This window comes from Myxococcus virescens (genome assembly GCF_900101905.1).
Lineage (GTDB): Bacteria > Myxococcota > Myxococcia > Myxococcales > Myxococcaceae > Myxococcus > Myxococcus virescens.
The window spans coordinates 97,369-118,378 of the sequence record NZ_FNAJ01000011.1; the positions used below are offsets into that span (position 1 = coordinate 97,369).

Sequence of the window (21,010 nt, forward strand, 5' to 3'; positions counted from 1 at the left end):
ACGCGCGGCCCCCGGGCGTTGCCTTCAGCGGATTACAGCGAGCGCAGGAACGCCAGCAGCGCGTTGCGGTCCGCGCTGTTCATGTTGGCGAAGTTGTTGCGCGCCGCCAGGCCCTCGCCGCCGTGCCAGAGGATGGCCTCGGCCAGATTGCGAGCGCGGCCGTCGTGCAGGTAGGCCTCGCCGCCGCTGACGCCCGCGGTCAGGCCGATGCCCCAGAGCGGGGGCGTGCGCCACTCCGCGCCGGTGGCCTGACCGTCCGGCAGGTTGTCCGCCAACCCCGCGCCCATGTCGTGCAGCAGCAGGTCCGTGTAGGGGCGGATCGTCTGGCCGCGCAGCTCCGCGTGCGGGTGGAACTCGCTGGTCGTCAGGGTGGCCACGTGGCACAGCGCGCAGCCCGCGTTGTTGAACAGCGTCTCACCGCGCAGCGCCGTGGCGTCGCTCAGGTCGCGGCGCGCCGGCACGCCTAGCAGGGAGATGTAGCGCGTGAGCTTGTCCAGCTCCGTGTTGTCCAGCTCGGTGCTGGTGCCGGTGCAACCCTGCTGCGACGGGCCGCAGTCCAGCGACGGGAACACGGAGGTGGTGACGCCGATGTCGCTGTTGAGGGCCTCGGCCACCTGGTGGCGGACCGTGGCGGTGCTGGCCTTCCAGCCGAAGCGGCCCAGGCGCGTCACGCCCGTCTGCGGGTCGCGCACCGGGTGCATGCGGCCGGAGATGCCGTCACCGTTGCTGTCGTTGGGGTCCGCCAGCGCGGCGATGGCCGACTCGGGGATGGCCTCCAGCAGGCCCATGCCCACCAGCTGCGGGGTGATGCGCGCCGAGTAGTTCGTGGGCGTGTTGTTGGTGAAGCCGTAGTTGGGCCGGCGCAGCTCGAACCGGGTGCCGTCCCCGTAGGTGCCGGAGCTGACGGTCCACCCGGTGATGCGGGCCTCGCCCTCGGGCGTGCCGCTGGTGCGGCGCGGCTGCAGCCGGTAGCCAAGGAACGGGTCGGCGGCGCCATTGGCCTGACCCACCTTCACCACGTAGCTCGTCAACGTCGTGTTGTTGCCCGGAGGCAGGGCGCGGCCATTCTGCACGTGGCAGGCGACGCAGGACGGGGCGACGTAGTTTGGGCCCAGCTTGCCCTGGTGCTGCGTGAGCGCGGGGTTCCCCGGCTCGGAGTGGCTGCCATCACCGAAGTGCGTGTGGTGGATGCGGCGGCCTTCCACGAAGGGCTGCGCGCTGACCGGCGCCAGGTTGTTGGCCATCTGCAGGAAGCGGTTGTCGGGTTCGTTGGACTGCGGCGAGCTCAGCGTGGTGCGGCCACCGCTCCAGCCCGCCTGCGGCATGGGGATGGAGTCCCGGATGGAACCCGTGACGTCGAAGGGCACCACGCCGCCCGAGCCGACCATGTAGAGGTACGTGGTGGCGTAGTAGTTGAAACGGCCTTCCACCGGTTGACGAAGGAAGACGCCCACCTCCAGCTCCATTCGGTCGCCCACGCGGATGGCGCGGCCTTCCTTGGCGTTGAAGTTGACGCTGGACGTGAAGTGACGGTCGTTCACCGGGGTGAACTGGGCGTTGTGGAAGTACTCCGCCACGGTGCCGAGCCCGCGGAAGAAGGCGCGGAAGTCAGGGCGCTCGTAGGGATAGACGGTGTGCAGGTTCACCGTGATGCGGTTGCCGCCCTTGGCGACCTCGTCGACGATCTCGATGTAGTGCGTGCGCGCCTGGAAGTAGAGGGGCAGGTAGTGGTCGTACGCCTGGAACATGTCCTCGCGCGCGTGGCGATCCCGGACCCGGTCGCCCACGCGGGTGATGATGGCGGAGGCCGTCTCCTGGACCGTGGCGGGCTCCAGCGGCGTGGACGTGGTGTACAGCGGGACGATGGGGCCCATGGGGGGCGTGCCCGCGTCCGTGGGCGGCGGCGGCGTGCCCGCGTCCGTGCCTGCATCCGGCGGGGGCGGAGGCGGGTTCGTGTCGGAGTGCGTGTAGCGCGTCCACGCCGTGTCACGGGCGCAGTTGCAGGACACGTCCCAGTACGTGAAGGCGTAGTCGATGGTTTCGCCCGCGGACAGGCCGGTCACCGTGTACTGGTTCCGGCCGTTGACGATGCCCATTCGATAGTTGAGCTGCCCCTGATTGTTGCGGACGTAGTGGATGTCCGCCCAGGCGTTGGTGTCGACGTAGAAGACGGCGGACGAGCCCGACGGCGTGACTCCAAAGGTGGCTGCGAACGCGTCGCCCACCAAGAGGGTTGCGACCAGTACGACAACGGCCATTCCTGCTGCTCTGTTGTCCATCGTTGTCCTCTCCAAGCGAACCACTCCGGGCGCGGATTGGGGAGATTCTCCATCGTCCGAAGGAAGTCCGATTCTGAGGCACGAGAGCGCGAATTCCTATGGAGTTCGTTAATTCGTACTAATCCTGTCGGGTCCGAGACGGAGTCTGGCAGGGCCTTCCTCGGTTGACGCGATGGGCCCGTTGTGGCGCGACGCGGAGCGTCGTGGATGGCGGAATCCGTTGCTCCTTCGCTGCGGGCATGGTGGATGCGAGGCAGGAGGGTGACCCTGGTACCGCTGGCGGTGACGACGAGCACGAAGGTGGACGCGGCGCTGGTGCGCGAGGCGCGGGCCGTGGCGGCGCGGTGGGGTGTGCCCTTCCTGGCTCGGCGCGCGAAGGAGAGCGTGGCGCCGTGGCTGGGGACGAAGGCGGCGGCGCTCTTGGTGGTGGGCGGTGACGGCGTGACGCTGTGGGACGCGGAGGGGTCGTTCGGGTTCCACGCGGGCATGGCGCACCTGCGGCGGATGCGGCTGCGGGCGGGGGAGCCGGATGCCTTCGTTCGGGTGGCGGAGCTTCGCGCCGGGGACTCGGTGCTGGACTGCACGCTGGGGCTGGCGCAGGACGCGATGGTGGCGTCGCTGGCGGTGGGGCCCTCGGGGCGCGTGGTGGGGCTGGAGCGGAGCCTGGCGCTGGGGGTGGTGGCGGGGGAGGGGCTGCGGCGCTATGCGCTGGGCGAGGACTCAGGGCCCATCGAAGTGGTGCACGCGGATGCGCGCGAGTACCTGAAGACGTTGCCGTCGCGCGCGTTCGACGTTGTCTTCTTCGATCCGATGTTCGCGAAGCCGCGCAAGTCACAGCCGGCGTTCGACATGCTGCGCCGCTTCGCGGAGCACGCGCCGCTGACGCAGGCGACGCTGGAGGAAGCCCGGCGCGTGGCGCGGCGGTGGGTGGTGGTGAAGGGCGCGAAGTACACGGACGACCTTCGCAAGCTGGGCCTGGAGGACGAGCCCGGCTCGCGCTTCACCGACGTCATCTGGGGCCGCGTGGGGCCCTCCGTCGAGCCGTGAGGGCCGTTATCACGGCTGCGCGGTGGTGCCTCCCATTCGCGGCGTCCACAACAGGCCCAGGTCCAAGGGGAGGACCTCGAACGGCTCCGCGTTCACGGTGACGTTCCCCGTGAACAACTGGCTCCGGACCCAGCTCGTGGTCCCACGCCGGTAGACCTCCAGGGACTGGCGCACGGGGTCGATGAGCCACATGCTCGCAACGCCTTCGCGGAAGTACAGCGGCATCTTTCGGACCCGGTCCAGGCTTCGCGTGGAGGGGGACAGGACTTCGCACAGCCAATCTGGCGCAGTGCTGATCCAGGGCAGCTCGGGGTCTGGGGGCTCTGGCAGCCTCTCGCGGCGCCACCCGGCCATGTCGGGCACCACCACATCGCGAGCCAGATGGAGTTCAGGTTCCACCAGGAACCACCAGCTCCCAGGCCCCTCATGTGAGAGTTCGAAGGCATGCGCGAGGAGGCTCGTCAGCCGGGCGGCAGCGCGCAGGTGCCCGTAGGCGGGCCTGGGCGAGGCGTACAGCGAGTCATCGACGATTTCTCCGACCCAGCCGACCGGAAGCTGCTCGATGTCCTCGTAGGTCGCTGGTTTCCGATTCTTGCCCCTGCTCATGCCCACACCTCGCCGTGAATGGAACCTGTGAGGTCCTCAAGGTAGCACCCGACCTCCAGGGGTGACTACCTGACAGGTTCCCATCCTACGGGAGGGTCTGACACGTCGTATGAGGCCTACTCGTTCCCTGCGCCCTTCGGAGGGCCTTCGCTGCCCATCGGGGACAGCCGGGCGGACAGGGCTCCGGCCTGCTCGTGGGCCATCTTGTCCCGCGGTGAGCGGTAGTACTGCATGGGCGAATGGTGCAGGAAGTTCGACACCCGGCTCGTGTACAGACAGGCGTACTGCTCCACCTGGTAGCCAAAGCGGCTGTTCTCGTTGCCTTCCTTGAAGAGCAGGCCCCAGTACGGATTGAAGCCTTCCTCCACGTCCTGCTCGAGCGTGTCCGCGACCTCGTTGGCCTCTTTCAAGGCCCGCCGCATCCGGTCCAGCTCCGCCTTCGTCTGCTTGCGGAGTTCCTCCACGCCCAGCCGCTCGTCCGGTGCCAGCTGTTCTCGCTCCAGCCGCCGATCCAGGATGTTGAGCAGCGTCTTGTGGTGGTTCACCTCGTCGTCCAGGCGCTCGCGGAGCACCTCCACCTGCGACAGCGTTCCAATCTCCTCCTGCCGCGTCGCCGTGTACGTGATTTCGTCCTCAATCTCCTGGACCACCATGCACGTGCGCCACAGCGACGACTTCTTCGACTTCAGGATGTCGCCGTAGATGTGGTCGCCCACGTACAGGATGTTCTCGCCCCGGAAGCCCGTCAGCTCCTCGAAGCGCGCCAGGTTGCCGCCCGAGTACACCTTGCCGCGCTCCAGCGAAGTGGCCTCGCCCACCACGCGGCCCTCCTCCGTGGAGGCATCCAGCTCCAGGAAGGGGTGCGAGTCGGTGAAGAAGCCCGGCTTGCCCGCCGACGTCACCACCACGTCGAAGTAGTTCCTCCAGCTCGGGTACTCCGCGAGCTGCCCGTCCAGGAGGTACTTCATCACCGCGTCCGTGTAGTCCCACGCGGAGTTCGTCAGCAGGAACAGCCGCTTCCCACCCGAGCGCAGCTTGTGCAACGCCGGCCCCAGCTCCGGGTCCAGGAACACGTAGCGCGCCAGGTCCTTGCGCACCTCGCGCTTGAGCGAGTTGTCCCGGTGCACCGTGTCGATGGCCTCCCGGATGTCGTCGTACAGCTTGCCGTACTGGACCGTGTGCCCCAGCGACTCCAGCAACTCGATGATGCCCGCGAACAGGCACGTCTCCGGCAGCGCGAACAACGTGTCGTTCCACGCGAACTGCGGGTTGCGCAGCCGCACGCGCTTGTTCCGGTACAGCTCGCGCGAGATCTCGCGCTTCAGCGGGCGCAGCCCGTGGTACGCGCGGCCCACGTGGCCGAAGCGGTCCATCTTCAGGATGTTGCCGTTGACGCGGTCCACCGCCAGCCCGCGCATCACGAAGTGATGGTCGTACAGCAGCCCGCCCACCACCGGCGGATAGCCGTACTCACTCACCAGCTTCGCCAGCGTCATGTCGAACGACAGCTGCTCCAGCCGGCGCATGTGATAGATGGCCAACGTGTAATCCATGTCGAAGCCGAACAGCTCGACACTGGCCATGCGCAGGTTGCGGTTGACGAAGATGTCCCGCGCCCGCTGCACCACCACCCGGCGCTCGCGGGGGGACGTGAGCAGCCGCGTGAGCTCCTCGTCGGCGAGCAGACCATCGGCTCGCTGCGCGGCGTCCTCGGCGCGGGCTCGATTGAGGGGAGAACGGAAGCTCCCGTGAAGCGGGTCCGACGCGGGCCCACCCGGGATGGGACGGAACGGGGAAAGTGATGGTGCCAAGGGACTCAGACACATAACACGCGTGTGGGTGGCCCGGCTCTTACCTTGCGGGGTTTGGAGCCGGCATGGCACGCTTCGGGGTCTGCGATGCGCTCGCCCACCCGACGACAGCCCTCGGAGGCCCCCGAGGCGGTTCAAGCTCGCCTGTCCGCCCGGATCGCCGCGCTCGAAGATCGGGTTCGCCGCCTGGAGGCCCGGTTGCGTCTGAAAGTCGCCGCCACCGAGCCCGCCGCGCGAAGAACCGCCCAGCGTGCGGCCGAGCGTCCGGCCCGGGCCCGTCCCCGCTGCCCGGGGTGCACGCTGGAGCTGCCGCGTGGCCGCCGCGGTGAGTCGTGCGTGTGGTGTGGTTTCGTCTTTTCCGCCGTCATGCGGCGACGTCCGGCGCGAAAGAAGCGATGACCGCCACGTACCGGCTGACGGGCAAGGTGGAAGGCGGGGAGCTGGCCGAGCTGTATCAGGGCATCGAGCTTCCCGGCATCCCCGTGGTGGTGAAGCTCTTCCACCCCAGGACGTCCGATCCGGCCTACGCCCATGACCTGGCGGAGACGACGCGGCTGCTCCAGCCCGTGCGGCACCCGGGCATCCTCCACGTCGTGGACCTGGGCGTCATCCGCCAGCGCCTGGCCGTGGTCCGCGAGGACGTGGACGGCTTCACCCTGGGCACCGCGCTCCAGCGCCTGCACTCCAAGGACGTGGTGCTGCCGCCCACCGTGGCGCTCCACATCATCATCCAGCTCCTGGAGGCCCTGCATCAGGCGCACGAGGCGGGCGTGGTGCACGGCGCCATCACCCCGGGCAACGTGGTGCTGTCGCATGACGGCCTGCCCGCGGTGTGCGACTTCGGCGCGCTGCGCGCCCTCATGGCCGTGCCCCAGCTGCGCAAGTCGTTTGGCCACCGGGGCCGCGGCACGTACCGCGCGCCGGAGGTCACGCGGGGCGAGCCGCACTCCGCGCAGTCGGACATCTACTCGCTCGGCGCCATCGCCTACGAGCTGCTCACCCAGCGTGAGCCCGTGGTGCCCGGCAGCGGCGGGGTGTCCACGCGGCGCAGCGAGGCGTTGCCGCCGCCCAGCCGCGTGGACCGGCGCATCAATTCACGGTTGGACCCGATCATCCTCCGCGCACTGGAGCCTACGCCCCAGCGCCGCTTCCGCTCCTGTGGCGAGTTCGCCACGTCGCTTCGCAATCAGCTCACGGCCAGCGGCGGCATGCCCTCGGCGGACGACGTCCGCCGCTTCGTGCGGGAGCTGTTCCCCAACGAGATGAGCCTCGTCAGCTCGGGGCCCCCGCCGTTCAAGGAGCCCTTCACGCTGGAGCCCATCTCCGGCGCGGAGATGGACGACCTGCGCGCGGAGGAGCTCGAGAAGTCCGTGGTTCAGCGAGCCCCATACAGCCGCGCGCTGACCGAGGACGAGGCCAACGCGGAGACGCAGCAGGCCTCCGAGCCCGCGTTCGAGGAGTACCGCCCGGAGTTGTACGAGCGGGACGTGGCGGACGTGGCCACGCGGGTGCGGGCACCCTCGCGCGCGTCCGCCTCCGACTCCACCTCCGCGCCAGGAGAGGACACCGGGCCCGCTCCCGCCGGACCGCTGGAGCAGGGGTGGGAAGCGCCGCCCGGCGCGGCTCCGCCGAAGCCTCGCCGCCAGCAGTCGTCGGTGGGGGGAGGGAGCGGCCACACCCGCATCGGGAGAAACCCGCGCCTCAAGGTCGTGGAGGACTTCTCCGCGCCCGAGCCGTCCGCGGATGACGAGGGCTCGGTCTCCGTCTCCGCGCCAGGTCGCCGCGGCGCCCGGATCCGCCGCGCCCCCGTGGAGGCCAAGGGGCCCAAGACGATTCCGGACGTGTTGCCCGCGGTGCAGCCAGCCTCGGCGCGAGCGCGTGACGACATCGCGATGCCGCCGTCCGATCCGGCGTTGCCTTCGACGTCCGACGTGCACCGGCGCCTGGTGAGCGCGGAGCAGCGGTTGTCCGTGGCCCAGCACCGATATGGACGCCGGTTGGGCATCGCGGCGGCCATCGCCGGGGTGGGGTTGGTCACCTTCCTGGTGGCCGCGTGGCAGCTCGGTGGTGATTCCGCACCCGCGCCGGAGGAGGCCCCGCGGGAGGCGCAGGTCGAGGCCACCCCCGTGGGCCCACCGCCCGCCATGCCCATCGCGCCGCCGTCGCCGCCGGTGCCGGCGCGTCCGCCGCCGCCCGCTCCAGAAGCCGCGTCGCGAGGGGGCGAGGAGGATGCGGCCCCCGAGCCGAAGCCTCCCCCGAAGTCTCAGCGCGCGTATGTCACCATCACCACCAATGTGCCGGCGAGCGTCTACGTCGACGGCACGCGGCTGAGCCGTCGTACGCCCCTCAACCGATACCCCGTCAAGGCGGGCACCCGGCGCATCAAGCTGGTGTCCGTCGCCACCGGTGAGCCCAAGGAGCTGGACCTGCGCATCAAGCGGGGGCAGCACCTCAAGGTCCTGGTGGACTCGTTCACGTCTCCGAGGCGGTGACCATGGACCCGACCCGCATCTTCGTCGTCGAGGATCAACCCCAGCTCCTGAAGAATCTGGTGAAGGTGCTGGCCACCTTCCCCGAACTGGAGGTGGTCGGTACTTCCCAGGAAGGGGAGGCCGCGGTGGAGGACATCGTCCAACTCCGCCCCCAGCTCGTCCTCCTGGACCTGGAGTTGCCCGGCATCAACGGCATCCAGGTGACCCAGCGGGTGAAGCGCCGCGCCCCGGAGGTGGAGATCCTCATCCTCACGTCCTTCGACGACGAGACGAAGGTGTATGAGGCCATCCAGGCCGGGGCCTCCGGCTACCTGGTGAAGCGGGTGGGACCGGAGAAGATCCGCTCCGGCATCCAGGAGGTGATGGAGGGCGGGACCGTCTTGGAGCCCATCATCGCCAAGCGCTTCTGGAACTACTTTCAGTCCGTTCAGGCGAAGTCCACCCAGGCGGAGAAGAAGCCGGAGAACCCCTGGTCGCTCACGCCGCTGGAGTTCGAGGTGCTGCGCTACGTGGCCAAGGGCCTGTCCAACGCCGAGGTGGGGCACGTGATGACGCTGGAGCGGCGGACGGTGCGCACGCACCTGTCGCATATCTACCGGAAGATGGGCGTCAACTCTCACGTGGAGGCCGTGGTGATGGCCTTGCGTGCGGGTGTCGTGGATCTATAGCCACGCTCTGGTTAGGTTCGGGGTCCTATGTCCAAGGCTTCCCCGAGCAAAGTACCCACTCGCGTGGCGGACCCCGCACTCGAGTCCCTGTTCGACGTCCACGAGGCCACGCTTCCCAACGGCCTCCAGGTGCGGCTGCTCGCCAACCACCAGGCGCCTGTCGTCAGTCTCTACACCGTGTTCCAGGTCGGCAGCCGCAACGAGCGGCCCGGCATCACCGGCATCAGCCACCTGTTCGAGCACATGATGTTCAACGGGGCGAAGAAGTACGGCCCCAAGATGTTCGACAAGACGCTGGAGTCCAACGGCGGCCGCTCGAACGCGTACACGTCCACCGACCTGACGGTGTACTACGACGACTTCTCCGCCGACGCGCTAGAGACGGTGCTGGACCTGGAGTCGGACCGGATGCGCTCGCTGCGCATCTCCCAGGCGACGCTCACCAGCGAGCGCGAGGTGGTGAAGGAAGAGCGCCGCGTCCGCGTGGACAACGACATCTTCGGCCTCATGGACGAGGAGCTGGGCACGCTCGTCTACAAGGCGCATCCCTACCGCTGGCCTGTCATTGGATGGATGGCGGACATCGAGGCCATCCGCCGCGAGGACTGCCAGGACTACTTCCGCACCTACTACGCGCCCAACAACGCGGTGCTCTACATCGTCGGGGCCATCGACCCGAAGAAGACGCTGGCGCTGGTACGCAAATACTACGGGAACATCCCCAAGGGCCCCGCGCCCGCGGCGGTGCTCAACTCGGAGCCCGAGCAGAAGGGCGAGCGCCGCGCCGAGGTCCGCCACCCCGCACAGTCCCCCGCGCTGATGCTGGGCTTCCGGGGGCCGGCCGCGCGCGATGACGACACCTTCGTGCTGGACGTCATCCAGTACGTGCTGACGAAGGGGGAGGGGAGCCGGCTGATCCGCTCGCTGGTGTACGAGCAGAAGCTGGCCGTGTCGCTGATGCTCGACTGGAGCTGGCGCATCGACCCGGGCACCATCCTCTTCTACCTGGCCCTGAAGCCGGACTCCGACCCGAAGAAGGTGGAGGCCGCGCTGTACGCCGAACTGGAGAAGATCGCGCGCGAGGGCATCACCGAGCGCGAGCTGCAGAAGGCGCAGAACAACCTGCGCTCGGACCACCTGCGCGAGCTGGCCACGAACAGCGGCCGGGCGCATGCCCTGGGCCACTACGAGGCGTTGCTCGGCGACTGGCGCCGGTTGCTGACGCTGCCCTCCACCTACGCCTCCATCACCAACGACCAGGTCAAGGCTGTGGCCGCGAAGTACTTCGCGCCCGAGCGCCGCTCCGTGGTGACGCTGGTTCCCGCGCCCACCGAAGCCTGAGCCCGGTCCGTACAAGGAAACCTCCCGATATGGCTTCTCGCAAGAGCCCCTCCCGAAAGTCCCCCGCACGTCCGGCGAAGCGCGCCGGCGGCAAGGCCCCCGTCGCTCGCAAGGCTTCGCCGAAGCGCGGCGCGGCCCGCGCCACGACGAGCGCCCTCACGCTTCCCACGCTGCACGAAAGCACCACGTCCAGTGGCCTGAAGGTCATCGCCGCCGAGCGCGGCCCCCTGCCCATGGTGTCCGTGCGGCTGGTGATTCGCGCGGGCAGCGCCACCGACCCGGATGGCAAGCACGGCCTGGCGGACTTCACCGCCCGGCTGCTGCGCCGGGGCACCCGCCGGCTGAACGCGCAGGCCATCGACGAAGCGGTGGAGTTCGTCGGTGCCAGCCTGGGCGTGGGTGTGAGTGAAGACACGCTGTCGGTGGCCCTCACCACGCCGTCCGAGCACTTCGCGCAGATGCTCGACATCCTGGGCCAGTTGGTGCGCGAGCCCACGTTCCCGCAGTCCGAAGTGGACGATGCGCGCGAGCGCGAGCTGGCGCAGTTCGCCAATGACCTGGACGACCCGTCCATCATCGCCGACCGCGCCATGGTCCGCGCGCTCTGGGGCAACCACCCCTACGGCCACGACGTGGGCGGTTCGTCGAAGACCGTGAAGACCTTCACGCGCGATGACGTGGTGCGCTTCCACCAGGAGCGCATGGGCCCCAAGGTGTCCATGCTCATCGTGGTGGGCGCGGTGGACCCGCAGCGTGTGGCTGCCGCGGCGGAAGACGCCTTCGCTGATTGGACGGGCGGGCCGGATGCGCCCGTGGCCATTCCCGCGCCGGAGCGCATTGCCCTGGGTGGGCGGGTCATCATCGTGGACAAGCCGGACCAGACGCAGTCGCAGGTGCGGCTGGGCGGCCCCGGCATGCGCATGGGCCACGAGGACTATTTCCCCGCCACGGCGATGAACATCGCCCTGGGCGGTGGGTTCACCTCGCGCCTGATGAACGAGATTCGCGTCAACCGCGGCCTCACGTACGGCGTCAGCTCGTGGTTCGACTCGATGAACGCGGCCGGCGTCTTCGCGCTGTCCACCTTCACGAAGACGGAGTCCACGCGCGAAATCATCGACGTGGCGCTGGCGGAGATTGGCGGCGTCCGGGAGAAGGGGCTCAAGCCCCGCGAGCTGGCGGATGCCCAGGCCTACCTCGCCGGCCTGTACCCGCTGCGGACGGAGACGAACGAGTCCATTGCCGGAAGCATCGCCGAGGCCCGCCTGCACGGGCTGGGGGATGACTGGGTGGAGCGGTTCCGGGACCGGCTGCGCGCGGTGACGCCGAAGCAAGTCGTGGCCGCCGCCAAGAAGTACTGCTTCGCGCAGGCGCCCGCCGTGGTGGTGCTGGGCAAGGCGGACGTGGTGAAGAAGCAGCTCAAGGGCCTGGGCCCCATCACCGTGGTGCCGGCGTCGGAGTACGAGTGACGGACGTCCGCATCCTCTTCGAGGGCGGCGGCGTGCTCGTCGTGGACAAGCCGCCCGGGATGCTCGTCATTCCCGGGCGCGAAGGCGGCCCCTCGCTGCGGGAGTTGCTGGAGACGCAGCGGCGCCAGAAAATCTTCGTGGTGCACCGGTTGGATCGGGACACCTCGGGGGCCCTCGTGTTCGCACTCGACGCCGCGGTGCACCGGGCCCTGTCGGGCGCCTTCGAGACGGGGAAGGTGCGCAAGCGCTACGTGGCGCTGGTGGAGGGCCGGGTCGAAGCGCCGCACATGGTGGATGCGCCCCTGGTGGCGGGCAGGAAGGGGCGCATGCGGGTGGCTCGGCCTGGGGATACGGAAGCCAAGGCCTCGCGCACCCGCGTGCGGCCCGTGGAGACCTTCGAGCGTGCGTCCCTGGTGGAGGCCGAGCCGCTCACGGGGCGGACGCACCAGATTCGCGTGCACCTGCTGTCCCTGGGGCACCCGCTGCTGGTGGACCATCAGTACGGCCGCGAGGCGCCGCTGACGGAGAAGGACCTGGGCGGGGAAGGGGACTCGGTGGTGCTGTCACGCACGCCGCTTCATGCCGCGCGTGTGGGGTGGCCTGCCCTGGCAGGGGTCGAGGCACGCGCCGTGGAGGCGCCCGTGCCCGAGGACATGGCCCGTGCCCGCGAGTTGCTGCGGGCGTCCGTCACTTCACTTTGAAGCGCAGGGCCGGTTCACGGTTCGAACCTCATTCCCAGGTACATCGCGAGCCCGCCGAGCTGACTGTCCAGCCAGGGCGTGTGCACCGGCGCCCAGGCGCCTCGCGCCTCCGCCAACGCGCTCCAGCGGCCGAAGCGATGGGCCGCTTGGAGGGAGACGAAGCCCATGCCGGAGACCCTGCTCTCTTTCACTTCGCCCTGGAGTTCGCTGGAGAGGTAGTGGTGGAAGGGGACGGGACCGGCGCCTGCCCGCCCGTGGAGGGAGAACGCGCCACGGCGGAAGAGCTCCGCGCGAGCGGAGAGCAGCAGGGGCAAGGCCAGCACCTGCGAGCGGACCGCTCCGAGCGCCTCGACCGGGCCACCGTACATGGCGGTGCGGGCTCCGACTTCCAGCTCCGCCGCGATGCGGTGCCTCCACCAAGGCGTGAGGACCGAGACGCCCACTCCGCCCGATGGACCCGTGTTGGCGCTACTCGCGATGACGCCTCCCGCGAGCAGGAAGAACGAACTCCGCCAGGTGTCGACCGCCTCGGATGCGGGCGCGGTGACGGGCGTGGACCGCACGGTGACGCCGGCCTCGGTGTGTGATGCGTGCGCCTGGTCCCGGTGGCGGACGCGCACCTTCACCCGCCTGGCTCCGGAAGCGGGAACGACGCGAACACGCAGCACGTCCTGGGCATTGGCTCCGACGTCGGCCGAGTGGGGCGCATCTTCCGTCGGAAGCTCCTGTGCTGGCGGAGTGGAGCTGCTTCTCGCGGGTGCCGTCCGCGTTGCTGCATCTGACGGAGGCCCCGTCGTCCGCGGGGCCTCGGAGGTCGGGGCCACCACCGCTGATGTCGGCATGTCCTCATGGGGAAGGGCGACCGCCGCGCCTTCCGCCACCACGTCGACGTCACTGGCGTGCAGGGGCGCTTCGCCCGCCATCAGTAGCCAGCCTCCCTCCACCGAGGGCAGGGAAGGCGGCGTGAGTGCCGCGGCCAGCGGCGAGTCCGGCGGCGGGTCCAGTGGAACGGCTGCATCAGTGCGAAGCGTCCCTCGCGTGGCCAGCACTCGCGCCTGCCGGACGCCAGGAGGGACTTCGACAGGCACGCGGGCCTGTCCCCGGGCGTTCGCTCGAACAGGGCCGAAGCGACGATTCGCGACCTCCACCTCGACGTGCGCGCCCGCCGCCGTGGCGACATCGAGCTCCATGAGTCCCACCAGCGGCAGCCGCACCACCGTCACCGGGGGCGGCGCGTCCGCGGTGGGAGCGTCCGTCCAGAAGAGGAGGACGGCCACCTGGGGATAACGAACGGAAGGAGGCCGCCACTGGAAGAGGCGGACCGCACCACGCTCCACGCGGTTCGAGTCGAAGGTGCCCGTGGATGCCGCGGCGTGGAGGGTTCCCGTGCCGGCGGGGACCCGGACCTTCAACGTCACCGGGGCATCGGTGCCGAGCACGATGCGCTCGGGCGACCAGGACACGGTGACGTCAGGTGTGGCCGCCAACCCCGCCACCGGCATGGCGAGGACCATCAGGAGGGGCAGCGCGCGCAGTGTCATCGTCCGTGCCCCTCCTGATGAATGTGCGGCCCTGGTCAATCCTCCGACGCGGGGGGCGGCTCGGCGCCGTCAGCGGGCGCCGGCTCGGCGCTGTCACTGACGGGCAGGGGCTTGTCCGCGGGTCCGGTCACCTGCCGGTTGGGCGGGTTGAAGACCGGCTTCTCCACCGGGCCGCCACCACGGCCGTGCACCAGCGTCTTGGTGTCGGTGCGGAAGGTGATGTCCACCTTGTCGCCGCGAACGGCCGACACGTAACCCGTGCCGAAGGTGGGATGCTGGATGACCTGATCCACCTTGTACGTGTCCTTCGGGCTGTAGCGGGGCGCGTTGGCGACATCCTTTCCAGCGAGCTGCTCCTCGAAGGAGATGATGACCTTCTCCGCCTTCGCGGACGCGCTCGAGCTGCTGCTGGAGGACGAGCGCGGGGTGCGGGTGGTGCTGGACGAGGGGCGATCCGTCGCACCGGGCGCCGCGCGATAGGCGTGGTCTCCGCCACACGTGTTGCAGCGCACCCGAGCAATCTTCGTTCCCACCATCGCCAGGATGGTGTGCGCGAGGGTGAGCTTGCAGCGGGTACAAAGCGCATCCACCTCGCCGCCGACCTTATGAGTTGCCATGTTCGTTCGTCTGTTTCTCTGCCCGGCAGGGGACGCCGCCGGGCATGGGAGTAAAGGGGCGCGGAACATAACGGCATCGCTTCCAAGGGAGGAAGTGTCTTCGTCGCTTGCCTCCCCGGGCCTTGTGCCGGCCTCCGGGCCGCCATAAAGAGTAGCCCCGAACGCATGACCACGCAGACCCCCAGCAAGCCGGCACGCGAGCCCGGGCCCATCACCCAGGCCGTCACGAGCTTTGGCCAGGGCCTCATCGACATTGTCAGCACCCTGGGCGGAATCATCACCATGGGGCTGGCCGTGTTCCGCTGGAGCGTGCGGCGCCCCTTCCGGCTGGTCAACCTCTTCGCCCAGTTGGACTTCGTGGGCGTGGGGTCCATCTTCATCGTATCGCTCACCGGCACGTTCACCGGCATGGTCTTCGCGCTACAGACGTCCACCGCCTTTCAGCTCTTCGACGCGGAGAGCCTGGTGGGCCCCACGGTGGCGCTGACGCTCACCCGCGAGCTGGCGGCCGTGTTCTCCGCGCTGATGGTGACCATGCGCGCAGGCTCCGCCATGTGCACCGAGCTGGGCACCATGCGCGTCACCGAGCAGGTGGACGCGCTGGAGACCATGGCCGTCAACCCGGTGCAGTACCTGTTGGTTCCCCGGGTGCTGGCCGGCCTCTTCATGGTGCCGGCGCTCACCATGCTCTTCAACACCATGGGCATGGGCGGGGCCTACGTGGTGGCCGTCGGGGGCCTGGGCATCTCCCCCGGGACCTTCCTCTCCCGGACGCAGCAGTGGCTGGCGCCCGAGGACATCTTCCAGGGCCTGCTCAAGGGCGCCGTGTTCGGCCTGTCGGTGTCCCTCATCTGCTGCTTCAAGGGCTTCAACGCCTCGGGCGGCGCCAAGGGCGTGGGGCAGGCCACCACGGAGGCGATGGTGGCCAGCGCCCTGTCCATCTTCATCCTCGACTTCATCCTGGGCGTCCTCTTCTTCTGATGTCGCCCCCGGCTTCCAACGCTCCGGCGTCCGGCACGCCGATGATCCAGGTGGTCGACCTGCACAAGACATTCGGCGACCACAAGGTGCTCACCGGCATCAACCTCACCGTGCCAGCCGGCAGCACCTGCGTCATCCTGGGCGGCTCCGGCTCCGGCAAGACGGTGCTGATGAAGCACATGATTGGCCTGCTCAAGCCGGACCGCGGCCAGGTCATCATCGACGGGGAGGACATCGTCCCCATGGGCGTCGAGGCGCTCCAGAAGGTGCGCAACAAGTTCGGCATGGTGTTCCAGGCCGCCGCGCTGTTCGACTCGATGACCGTCTTCGAGAACGTGGCCTTCCCGCTGCGGGAGCACACGAAGGATCCGGAGGACGTCATCCGCCAGAAGGTCCGCGCGCGGTTGGACCTGATGGGTCTGAAGAAGGAGGTCGAGGACCGGTTCCCCGCGGACCTGTCCGGCGGCATGCGCAAGCGGGTGGGCCTGGCGCGGGCCATCGTCATGGACCCGAAGGTGGTGCTCTACGACGAACCGACCACCGGCCTGGACCCCATCACCACGGACTATGTGGACGAGATGATCCTGGCCGCCCAGAAGGAGCTGGGCGTCACCAGCGTGGTCATCAGCCATGACATCTCCTCCGCCTTCAACGTGGCGGACCAGATTGCCTTCCTCTCCAAGGGCGTCATCGTGGCCAGCGGTTCGCCGGAGCAGCTCCGCGAGGCGGATCACCCCGCGGTGAAGGTGTTCCTGGAGACCTGGTTCGGGAAGAACTGACCGGGGCTCGGAGCGGCGGGAGGGCGGGGGGCCCCCTAGGAAAATGTGGCACTCAGGATGCAAAACGTTAGAGTCGCGCCGGCCGGTCGCTCTCGGAGTCACAACAGGTGAAGAAGCTCGTCACGCCCTTCCGTGTGGGCCTGCTGGTCATCGCGGCGGGGGCTTTTTTCGTCACCTTCGTCCTGTTCGCTCGCAAAGGTGGTTTGAGCGACAGCGAATCCACGAGGGTGTGGGCCTATTTCCGGGATGCGTCCGGCCTCGCCGTGCGTGGGCGCGTGCAGATCGCCGGTATCCCGGTGGGCGAAATCGACGACATCTCGCTCGAGGGGACGCGGGCGAAGGTCTGGTTGAAGATCCGCAACGACGTGGACCTGCGCGAGGACGCCGTCGTCACCAAGCGCTCCGAATCGCTGCTGGGTGACTACCTGCTGGACCTGAACCCCGGCACGGAGGGCGCCCCCAGCCTGGAGTCGGGTGGGCAGATCCGGCGCGTCGTCGACACCCAGGGCATGGAGGCCGTCTTCGAGTCGCTGTCGCAGATCACCGCCGACATCCAGGAAGTGACGGGGGCGCTGCGGGAAGTGCTCGGCGGTGAGCGTGGTGCGGGGTCGCTCCAGCGCATCGTGGAGAACCTGGTGCGGCTGTCGGACTCCGTGGATGCCACGGTCCGGCGCAACGCGGACCGCCTGGACACCATCGTCGGCAACGTCGAGGCCATCTCCGCGGACGTGCGCGGCATCACCCAGGGCAACCAGGCGGAAATCACCCGCATCATCGACAACATCGAGTTCATCACCCGCGACGTGCGCCAGGTGCTCGGCAGCGTGAAGAACATCGTGGGCACGGGTGAAGGCGACGTGAAGGAGACCGTCGCCAGCCTCAAGGAGACGCTCAAGAAGCTGGACGGCACGCTGGGCAACCTGGAGGAGATCACCCGCAAGGTGAAGGACGGGGAGGGCGCCGCCGGCGTGCTGCTGGCGGACGAGGCGGTGGGCCGCGAGCTCCGCGAGACGGTGCAGGACGTGTCGCGCTTCACGTCCCGCCTGACCGACCTCCAGGCGGAGATTGGCATCCAGAGCACCTACCTGGCCGCGCAGGGAAATTCGAAGAACGTCTTCTCCGTGCGGCTCATCCCCAAGCCGGACAAGTACTACCTGCTGGAGCTGGTGGACGACCCCCGCGGCAGCGTGACGACGGAGGTGTTGCAGACGAACCCGCCATCCGAGGGCGACCCCGTCGTTCAGACGCGGAAGGTGACCAAGGAGAGCCTCAAGGTCAGCGCGCAGTTCGCCAAGCGCTGGTACTTCACCACCCTGCGCGTGGGCCTCATCGAGTCCACCGGCGGCGTGGGCGCCGACCTCCACTTCTTCAACGACGCGCTCCGGTTCCAGGTGGACGCCTTCAACTTCGCGGACGACGAGCTGCGCTACCCCCGCCTGCGCGCCAGCCTGCGCGCCCAGCCCCTCGATCACCTCTATTTGATCGCCGGCATGGACGACATGCTCAACGCCCAGCAGCGGGACCTGGCGACGCGGCGCCTGGTGGCGGGCCGCGACTTCTTTGTGGGCGGCGGCCTCTTCTTCACGGACGATGATCTGAAGGCCATCCTCACCTTGACAGGCATTCCGACGCCCTGAACCCACCGCTCGGTGCTTGACGGAAAACGGGAAACGACGTACCCGGCATGGGCACGGGGCCCAGGGGAGCGCCGTGCCTGATTTCACGGCATCTCCCCCCAGGAAGCTCGCATGTCCCTGCTCGTCGTCGGCTCCGTTGCCCTGGACTCAGTGGAAACCCCCTTCGGCCAGAAGGAGGACATCCTCGGGGGCTCGGCCACCTACTTCTCTACGTCGGCCTCGTTCTTCAGCCCCGCGCGTGTCGTGGCGGTGGTGGGCGAGGACTTCCCCGAAGGGCACCTCAACTTCCTTCGCGGGCGGGGAATCGACCTGGAGGGCCTCACCCGGGAGACGGGCCGCACCTTCCGCTGGAAGGGCCGCTACAGCTACGAGCTGAACGAGGCGCAGACGCTGGACACCCAGCTCAACGTCTTCCAGGCCTTCTCCCCGAAGCTGCCGGAGTCCTACCGGGACACGCCCTACGTCTTCCTGGGCAACATCCACCCGGAGCTCCAGGCGCAGGTGCTGGACCAGGTGAAGGCGCCGAAGTTGGTGGCCGCCGACACCATGAACTTCTGGATCAAGGGCAGCCGGGCCGCGCTGCTCAAGACGCTCTCCCGCGTCAACCTCCTGTTCGTCAATGACGCGGAGGCCCGTCAGCTGGCCGGCGAGCACAACGTGGTGAAGGCCGCTCGCGCCATCATGGCCATGGGCCCGCAGCGCGTGGTCATCAAGCGCGGTGAGTACGGCGCGCTCCTCTTCGAGGCCGAGCACATCTTCGCGTGCCCCGCCTTCCCCCTGGCCGAGGTCTTCGACCCCACCGGCGCGGGGGACACCTTCGCCGGCGGCTTCATGGGCGCCCTGGCCACCTCCAGTGGCGTGTTGGACCAGGCGCTGCTGCGCCGCGCCATGGTGATGGGCAGCGTCATGGCCTCCTTCACGGTGGAGAAGTTCAGCCTGGAGCGCCTGCGCGAGGTGACGCGGCCGGAGATCCACGCCCGCTTCGCCGAGTTCCGGAAGCTGACCCACTTCGACGACCTGGGCTCCCTGGAGCGATGAGGGCGCGGGCCGGGGTGGGACGCCCCACCACCCTTGAGCTTGACTGTGGAATCAGGCCGTCCCTAGGCTGTGGATTCGGGTGACGGAAGAAGGTTCCGGGTTGAGCGAAAACCGAAAGTCCACGCGGATTCCCACCCAGCTTCGGTGCTGGTGCGAGGGTGACAACGTCACGCTCTACGCGCGAATCTCGAATTTGAGCGAAGGAGGACTGTTCCTCCGCACGAGCACGCCCCTGGCACGAGGGGCGCGTACGGTGGTGAAGCTGTCTCCCGCGGGCCACCAGGACATCCAGGCCCAGGCCACGGTGGTGTGGCTTCGGGAGGCGGAGGAGCGAGCGCTTCCGGCGGGCATGGGGTTGCGTTTCGAGTCCCTGGACAGCGATACCCTGGGACGGCTTCGCCAGATGATTTCGCAGCAGCAGCAGAACCAGGTGAAGGCCGGCTGGGCGGGTTGAGCCCACGCCACCGGACCGAGGCCCCGCATGCGTATCGCCGTCATCTCCGACATCCACTCCAACATCGAGGCGCTCACCGAGGTGCTCCGCGTCGCCGAGCACCAGAAGGTGGACCGGTTCGTCTCGCTGGGGGACATCGTCGGTTACGGGGCGTCGCCCAACCCGTGTTGTGAGCTGGTGCGCTCGGTGGCGGAGGTGACGCTCCTGGGCAACCACGACGCGGCGGTGGCGGGGCGGATGGACTACTCGTACTACTACGACGCCGCCCGGCACGCGCTGGACTGGTCCGCCAACGTCCTCACGGACGAGAACATGGCCTGGCTGCGCAGCCTCCCGTACACGTACCGGATTGGCGACGTGGGCTTCTGCCATGGTTCGCCCATCGACCCGAAGGCATACGAGTACATCTTCGCGCTGGAGCAGGCCCGGGAGCTGACGCCCTATGTGGCGGAGCTGCCGGAGGTGACGTTCATCGGCCACAGCCACCTGTGCCGCGCCTTCGCCATTGGCAATGGCGAGGTGAACGACGTGGTGGCCCAGAAGTTCGGCATCCGCCGGGGCTACAAGTACATCATCTCCGTGGGCAGCGTGGGCCAGCCGCGCGACTATGACAACCGGGCGTGCTTCGTCATCTGCGACACGGACGCGCGCACGGTGGAATACGTCCGCGTCGAGTACGACATCGAGACGTCGGCGCAGAAGATCTTCGATGCGGACCTGGCGCTGAACTTCGGCAAGCGCCTGTTCCTGGGCGTCTGAGGCGCGCTTCCGGGGCACAAAAGGGGGACAGGCGCGGGGAAATGACATAAACCCGTGTCCGTGCGCACCCTGGTCCTCCGAGCGTCCCTCAGGCCCCTCGTGGGCGTCGTCTCCGCAGTGCTGCTCACGCTGGCGCCCACCGCCTGCCGCCGCGAGCCTCCCGCCCCTTCCGCTGAGTACGAAGAGGCCGCCCGCCGCTTCCGCGAGCTGTATGCGCAGAAGCTGGATGAGGCCTTCCTGGATCCACAGGTGGGAGAAATCGAGGCGCAGCTCCAGCGCGTCCCCGCGGACAGCCTGGACGCCGAGGGCGCGCGCGAGTTGCTCCAGCGCATCAAGGACGGACGGCAGCGGATGGCGGCGGCCGCCAACGAGCGGGACGAGGCCGTGGCCAGCGCGCGGGAACTGCCGCCGGGCTCCTACACCGCGCCGTCCATCGAGGAGCAGGCGCCTCCCGCGGCTCCGGTGGAAGCGCCGGATGCCGGGTCTCCGGACGCCGGTGCCGGCGGTGGCCCCCAGGCTGGCACGGCCGCGTCCGAGCTGGTGGCGGGCTTCCGGGGGTGCTTCCAGCGGGGCACCCCCATCGATGTGCAGGGACGGGGCATGCGGGAGACCTGGCAGCTCGCCGACCGCACCGCCTGCCGCCTGGAATACCCCCAGCATCAGGATTCATTCCTCCTGATTGAAGAGGGGAAGGTCCTCACGCTGTTACCCAAGAGTGCCGTGCAGACCGTCCCCGTCACTCCCGACGGCGGTCCGGCACCCGCGACCGACGCCGGTCGCTAGAACCGAT

At 68.9% G+C, this 21,010-nt stretch carries 18 protein-coding genes; 13 read left to right on the plus strand and 5 right to left on the minus strand.

What is annotated here, in order from left to right:
* Positions 1-32: 32 nt before the first annotated feature.
* Positions 33-2,258, minus strand: coding sequence for a di-heme oxidoreductase family protein (locus tag BLU09_RS27035; RefSeq protein ID WP_373284016.1), 2,226 nt, complete (start codon positions 2,256-2,258; stop codon positions 33-35).
* Positions 2,259-2,462: 204 nt separating this feature from the next.
* Between BLU09_RS27035 and BLU09_RS27040 the strand changes: the two genes are divergently transcribed.
* A complete protein-coding gene (locus BLU09_RS27040; RefSeq protein WP_090492508.1) occupies positions 2,463-3,326 on the plus strand; it encodes a class I SAM-dependent methyltransferase in 864 nt (287 codons plus the stop codon).
* 9 nt (positions 3,327-3,335) lie between these two features.
* Here BLU09_RS27040 and BLU09_RS27045 read toward each other — a convergent pair whose 3' ends face one another.
* On the minus strand, positions 3,336-3,932 hold the full coding sequence (locus BLU09_RS27045) for a Uma2 family endonuclease (protein WP_186817825.1): 597 nt from the start codon (positions 3,930-3,932) through the stop codon (positions 3,336-3,338).
* Positions 3,933-4,048: 116 nt separating this feature from the next.
* Entirely contained in the window at positions 4,049-5,758 is a 1,710-nt protein-coding gene (locus BLU09_RS27050) for an HAD-IG family 5'-nucleotidase (protein ID WP_090492512.1), read from the minus strand.
* A gap of 380 nt (positions 5,759-6,138) precedes the next feature.
* On the opposite strand from BLU09_RS27050, the gene BLU09_RS27060 reads away from it, so the two are divergent.
* The 5 genes from BLU09_RS27060 to BLU09_RS27080 are packed head-to-tail and all read left to right on the plus strand — an operon-like array spanning position 6,139 to position 12,414.
* Entirely contained in the window at positions 6,139-8,235 is a 2,097-nt protein-coding gene (locus BLU09_RS27060; protein WP_244172065.1) for a serine/threonine-protein kinase, read from the plus strand.
* A gap of 2 nt (positions 8,236-8,237) precedes the next feature.
* A complete protein-coding gene (locus BLU09_RS27065) occupies positions 8,238-8,903 on the plus strand; it encodes a response regulator (protein ID WP_186817824.1) in 666 nt (221 codons plus the stop codon).
* Positions 8,904-8,930: 27 nt separating this feature from the next.
* A complete protein-coding gene (locus tag BLU09_RS27070) occupies positions 8,931-10,244 on the plus strand; it encodes a M16 family metallopeptidase (protein WP_090492520.1) in 1,314 nt (437 codons plus the stop codon).
* 29 nt (positions 10,245-10,273) lie between these two features.
* On the plus strand, positions 10,274-11,713 hold the full coding sequence (locus tag BLU09_RS27075) for a M16 family metallopeptidase (protein WP_090492522.1): 1,440 nt from the start codon (positions 10,274-10,276) through the stop codon (positions 11,711-11,713).
* Positions 11,710-12,414, plus strand: a complete 705-nt coding sequence (locus tag BLU09_RS27080) for an RluA family pseudouridine synthase (protein ID WP_090492524.1) — start codon at positions 11,710-11,712, stop codon at positions 12,412-12,414. Before BLU09_RS27075 ends, BLU09_RS27080 begins: the two co-directional genes overlap by 4 nt.
* 14 nt (positions 12,415-12,428) lie before the next feature.
* Here BLU09_RS27080 and BLU09_RS27085 read toward each other — a convergent pair whose 3' ends face one another.
* Positions 12,429-13,955, minus strand: coding sequence for a hypothetical protein (locus BLU09_RS27085; RefSeq protein WP_167371167.1), 1,527 nt, complete (start codon positions 13,953-13,955; stop codon positions 12,429-12,431).
* A gap of 35 nt (positions 13,956-13,990) precedes the next feature.
* Positions 13,991-14,572 (minus strand): hypothetical protein, encoded by a 582-nt coding sequence (locus BLU09_RS27090; RefSeq protein ID WP_186817823.1) that lies wholly within the window; start codon positions 14,570-14,572, stop codon positions 13,991-13,993.
* Between the two features lie 165 nt (positions 14,573-14,737).
* Between BLU09_RS27090 and BLU09_RS27095 the strand changes: the two genes are divergently transcribed.
* The 7 genes from BLU09_RS27095 to BLU09_RS27125 all read left to right on the plus strand — a co-directional run bounded on the left by BLU09_RS27095 (position 14,738) and on the right by BLU09_RS27125 (position 21,003).
* The gene (locus BLU09_RS27095) at positions 14,738-15,553 is read left to right on the plus strand and encodes an MlaE family ABC transporter permease (RefSeq protein ID WP_090492530.1); all 816 of its coding nucleotides are present in this window, start codon (positions 14,738-14,740) and stop codon (positions 15,551-15,553) included.
* 41 nt (positions 15,554-15,594) lie between these two features.
* Positions 15,595-16,332 (plus strand): ABC transporter ATP-binding protein, encoded by a 738-nt coding sequence (locus BLU09_RS27100; RefSeq protein WP_090492531.1) that lies wholly within the window; start codon positions 15,595-15,597, stop codon positions 16,330-16,332.
* A gap of 107 nt (positions 16,333-16,439) precedes the next feature.
* Positions 16,440-17,969: an MlaD family protein gene (locus tag BLU09_RS27105; RefSeq protein ID WP_090492533.1), complete on the plus strand. Its 1,530-nt coding sequence runs from the start codon at positions 16,440-16,442 to the stop codon at positions 17,967-17,969.
* Between the two features lie 111 nt (positions 17,970-18,080).
* A complete protein-coding gene (locus BLU09_RS27110) occupies positions 18,081-19,007 on the plus strand; it encodes a PfkB family carbohydrate kinase (RefSeq protein ID WP_011553737.1) in 927 nt (308 codons plus the stop codon).
* Positions 19,008-19,107: 100 nt separating this feature from the next.
* Positions 19,108-19,461: a TIGR02266 family protein gene (locus BLU09_RS27115; protein WP_217917601.1), complete on the plus strand. Its 354-nt coding sequence runs from the start codon at positions 19,108-19,110 to the stop codon at positions 19,459-19,461.
* Between the two features lie 27 nt (positions 19,462-19,488).
* A complete protein-coding gene (locus tag BLU09_RS27120) occupies positions 19,489-20,220 on the plus strand; it encodes a metallophosphoesterase family protein (protein WP_090492537.1) in 732 nt (243 codons plus the stop codon).
* Between the two features lie 54 nt (positions 20,221-20,274).
* Positions 20,275-21,003, plus strand: coding sequence for a hypothetical protein (locus BLU09_RS27125; protein WP_090492539.1), 729 nt, complete (start codon positions 20,275-20,277; stop codon positions 21,001-21,003).
* Positions 21,004-21,010 lie beyond the last annotated feature (7 nt).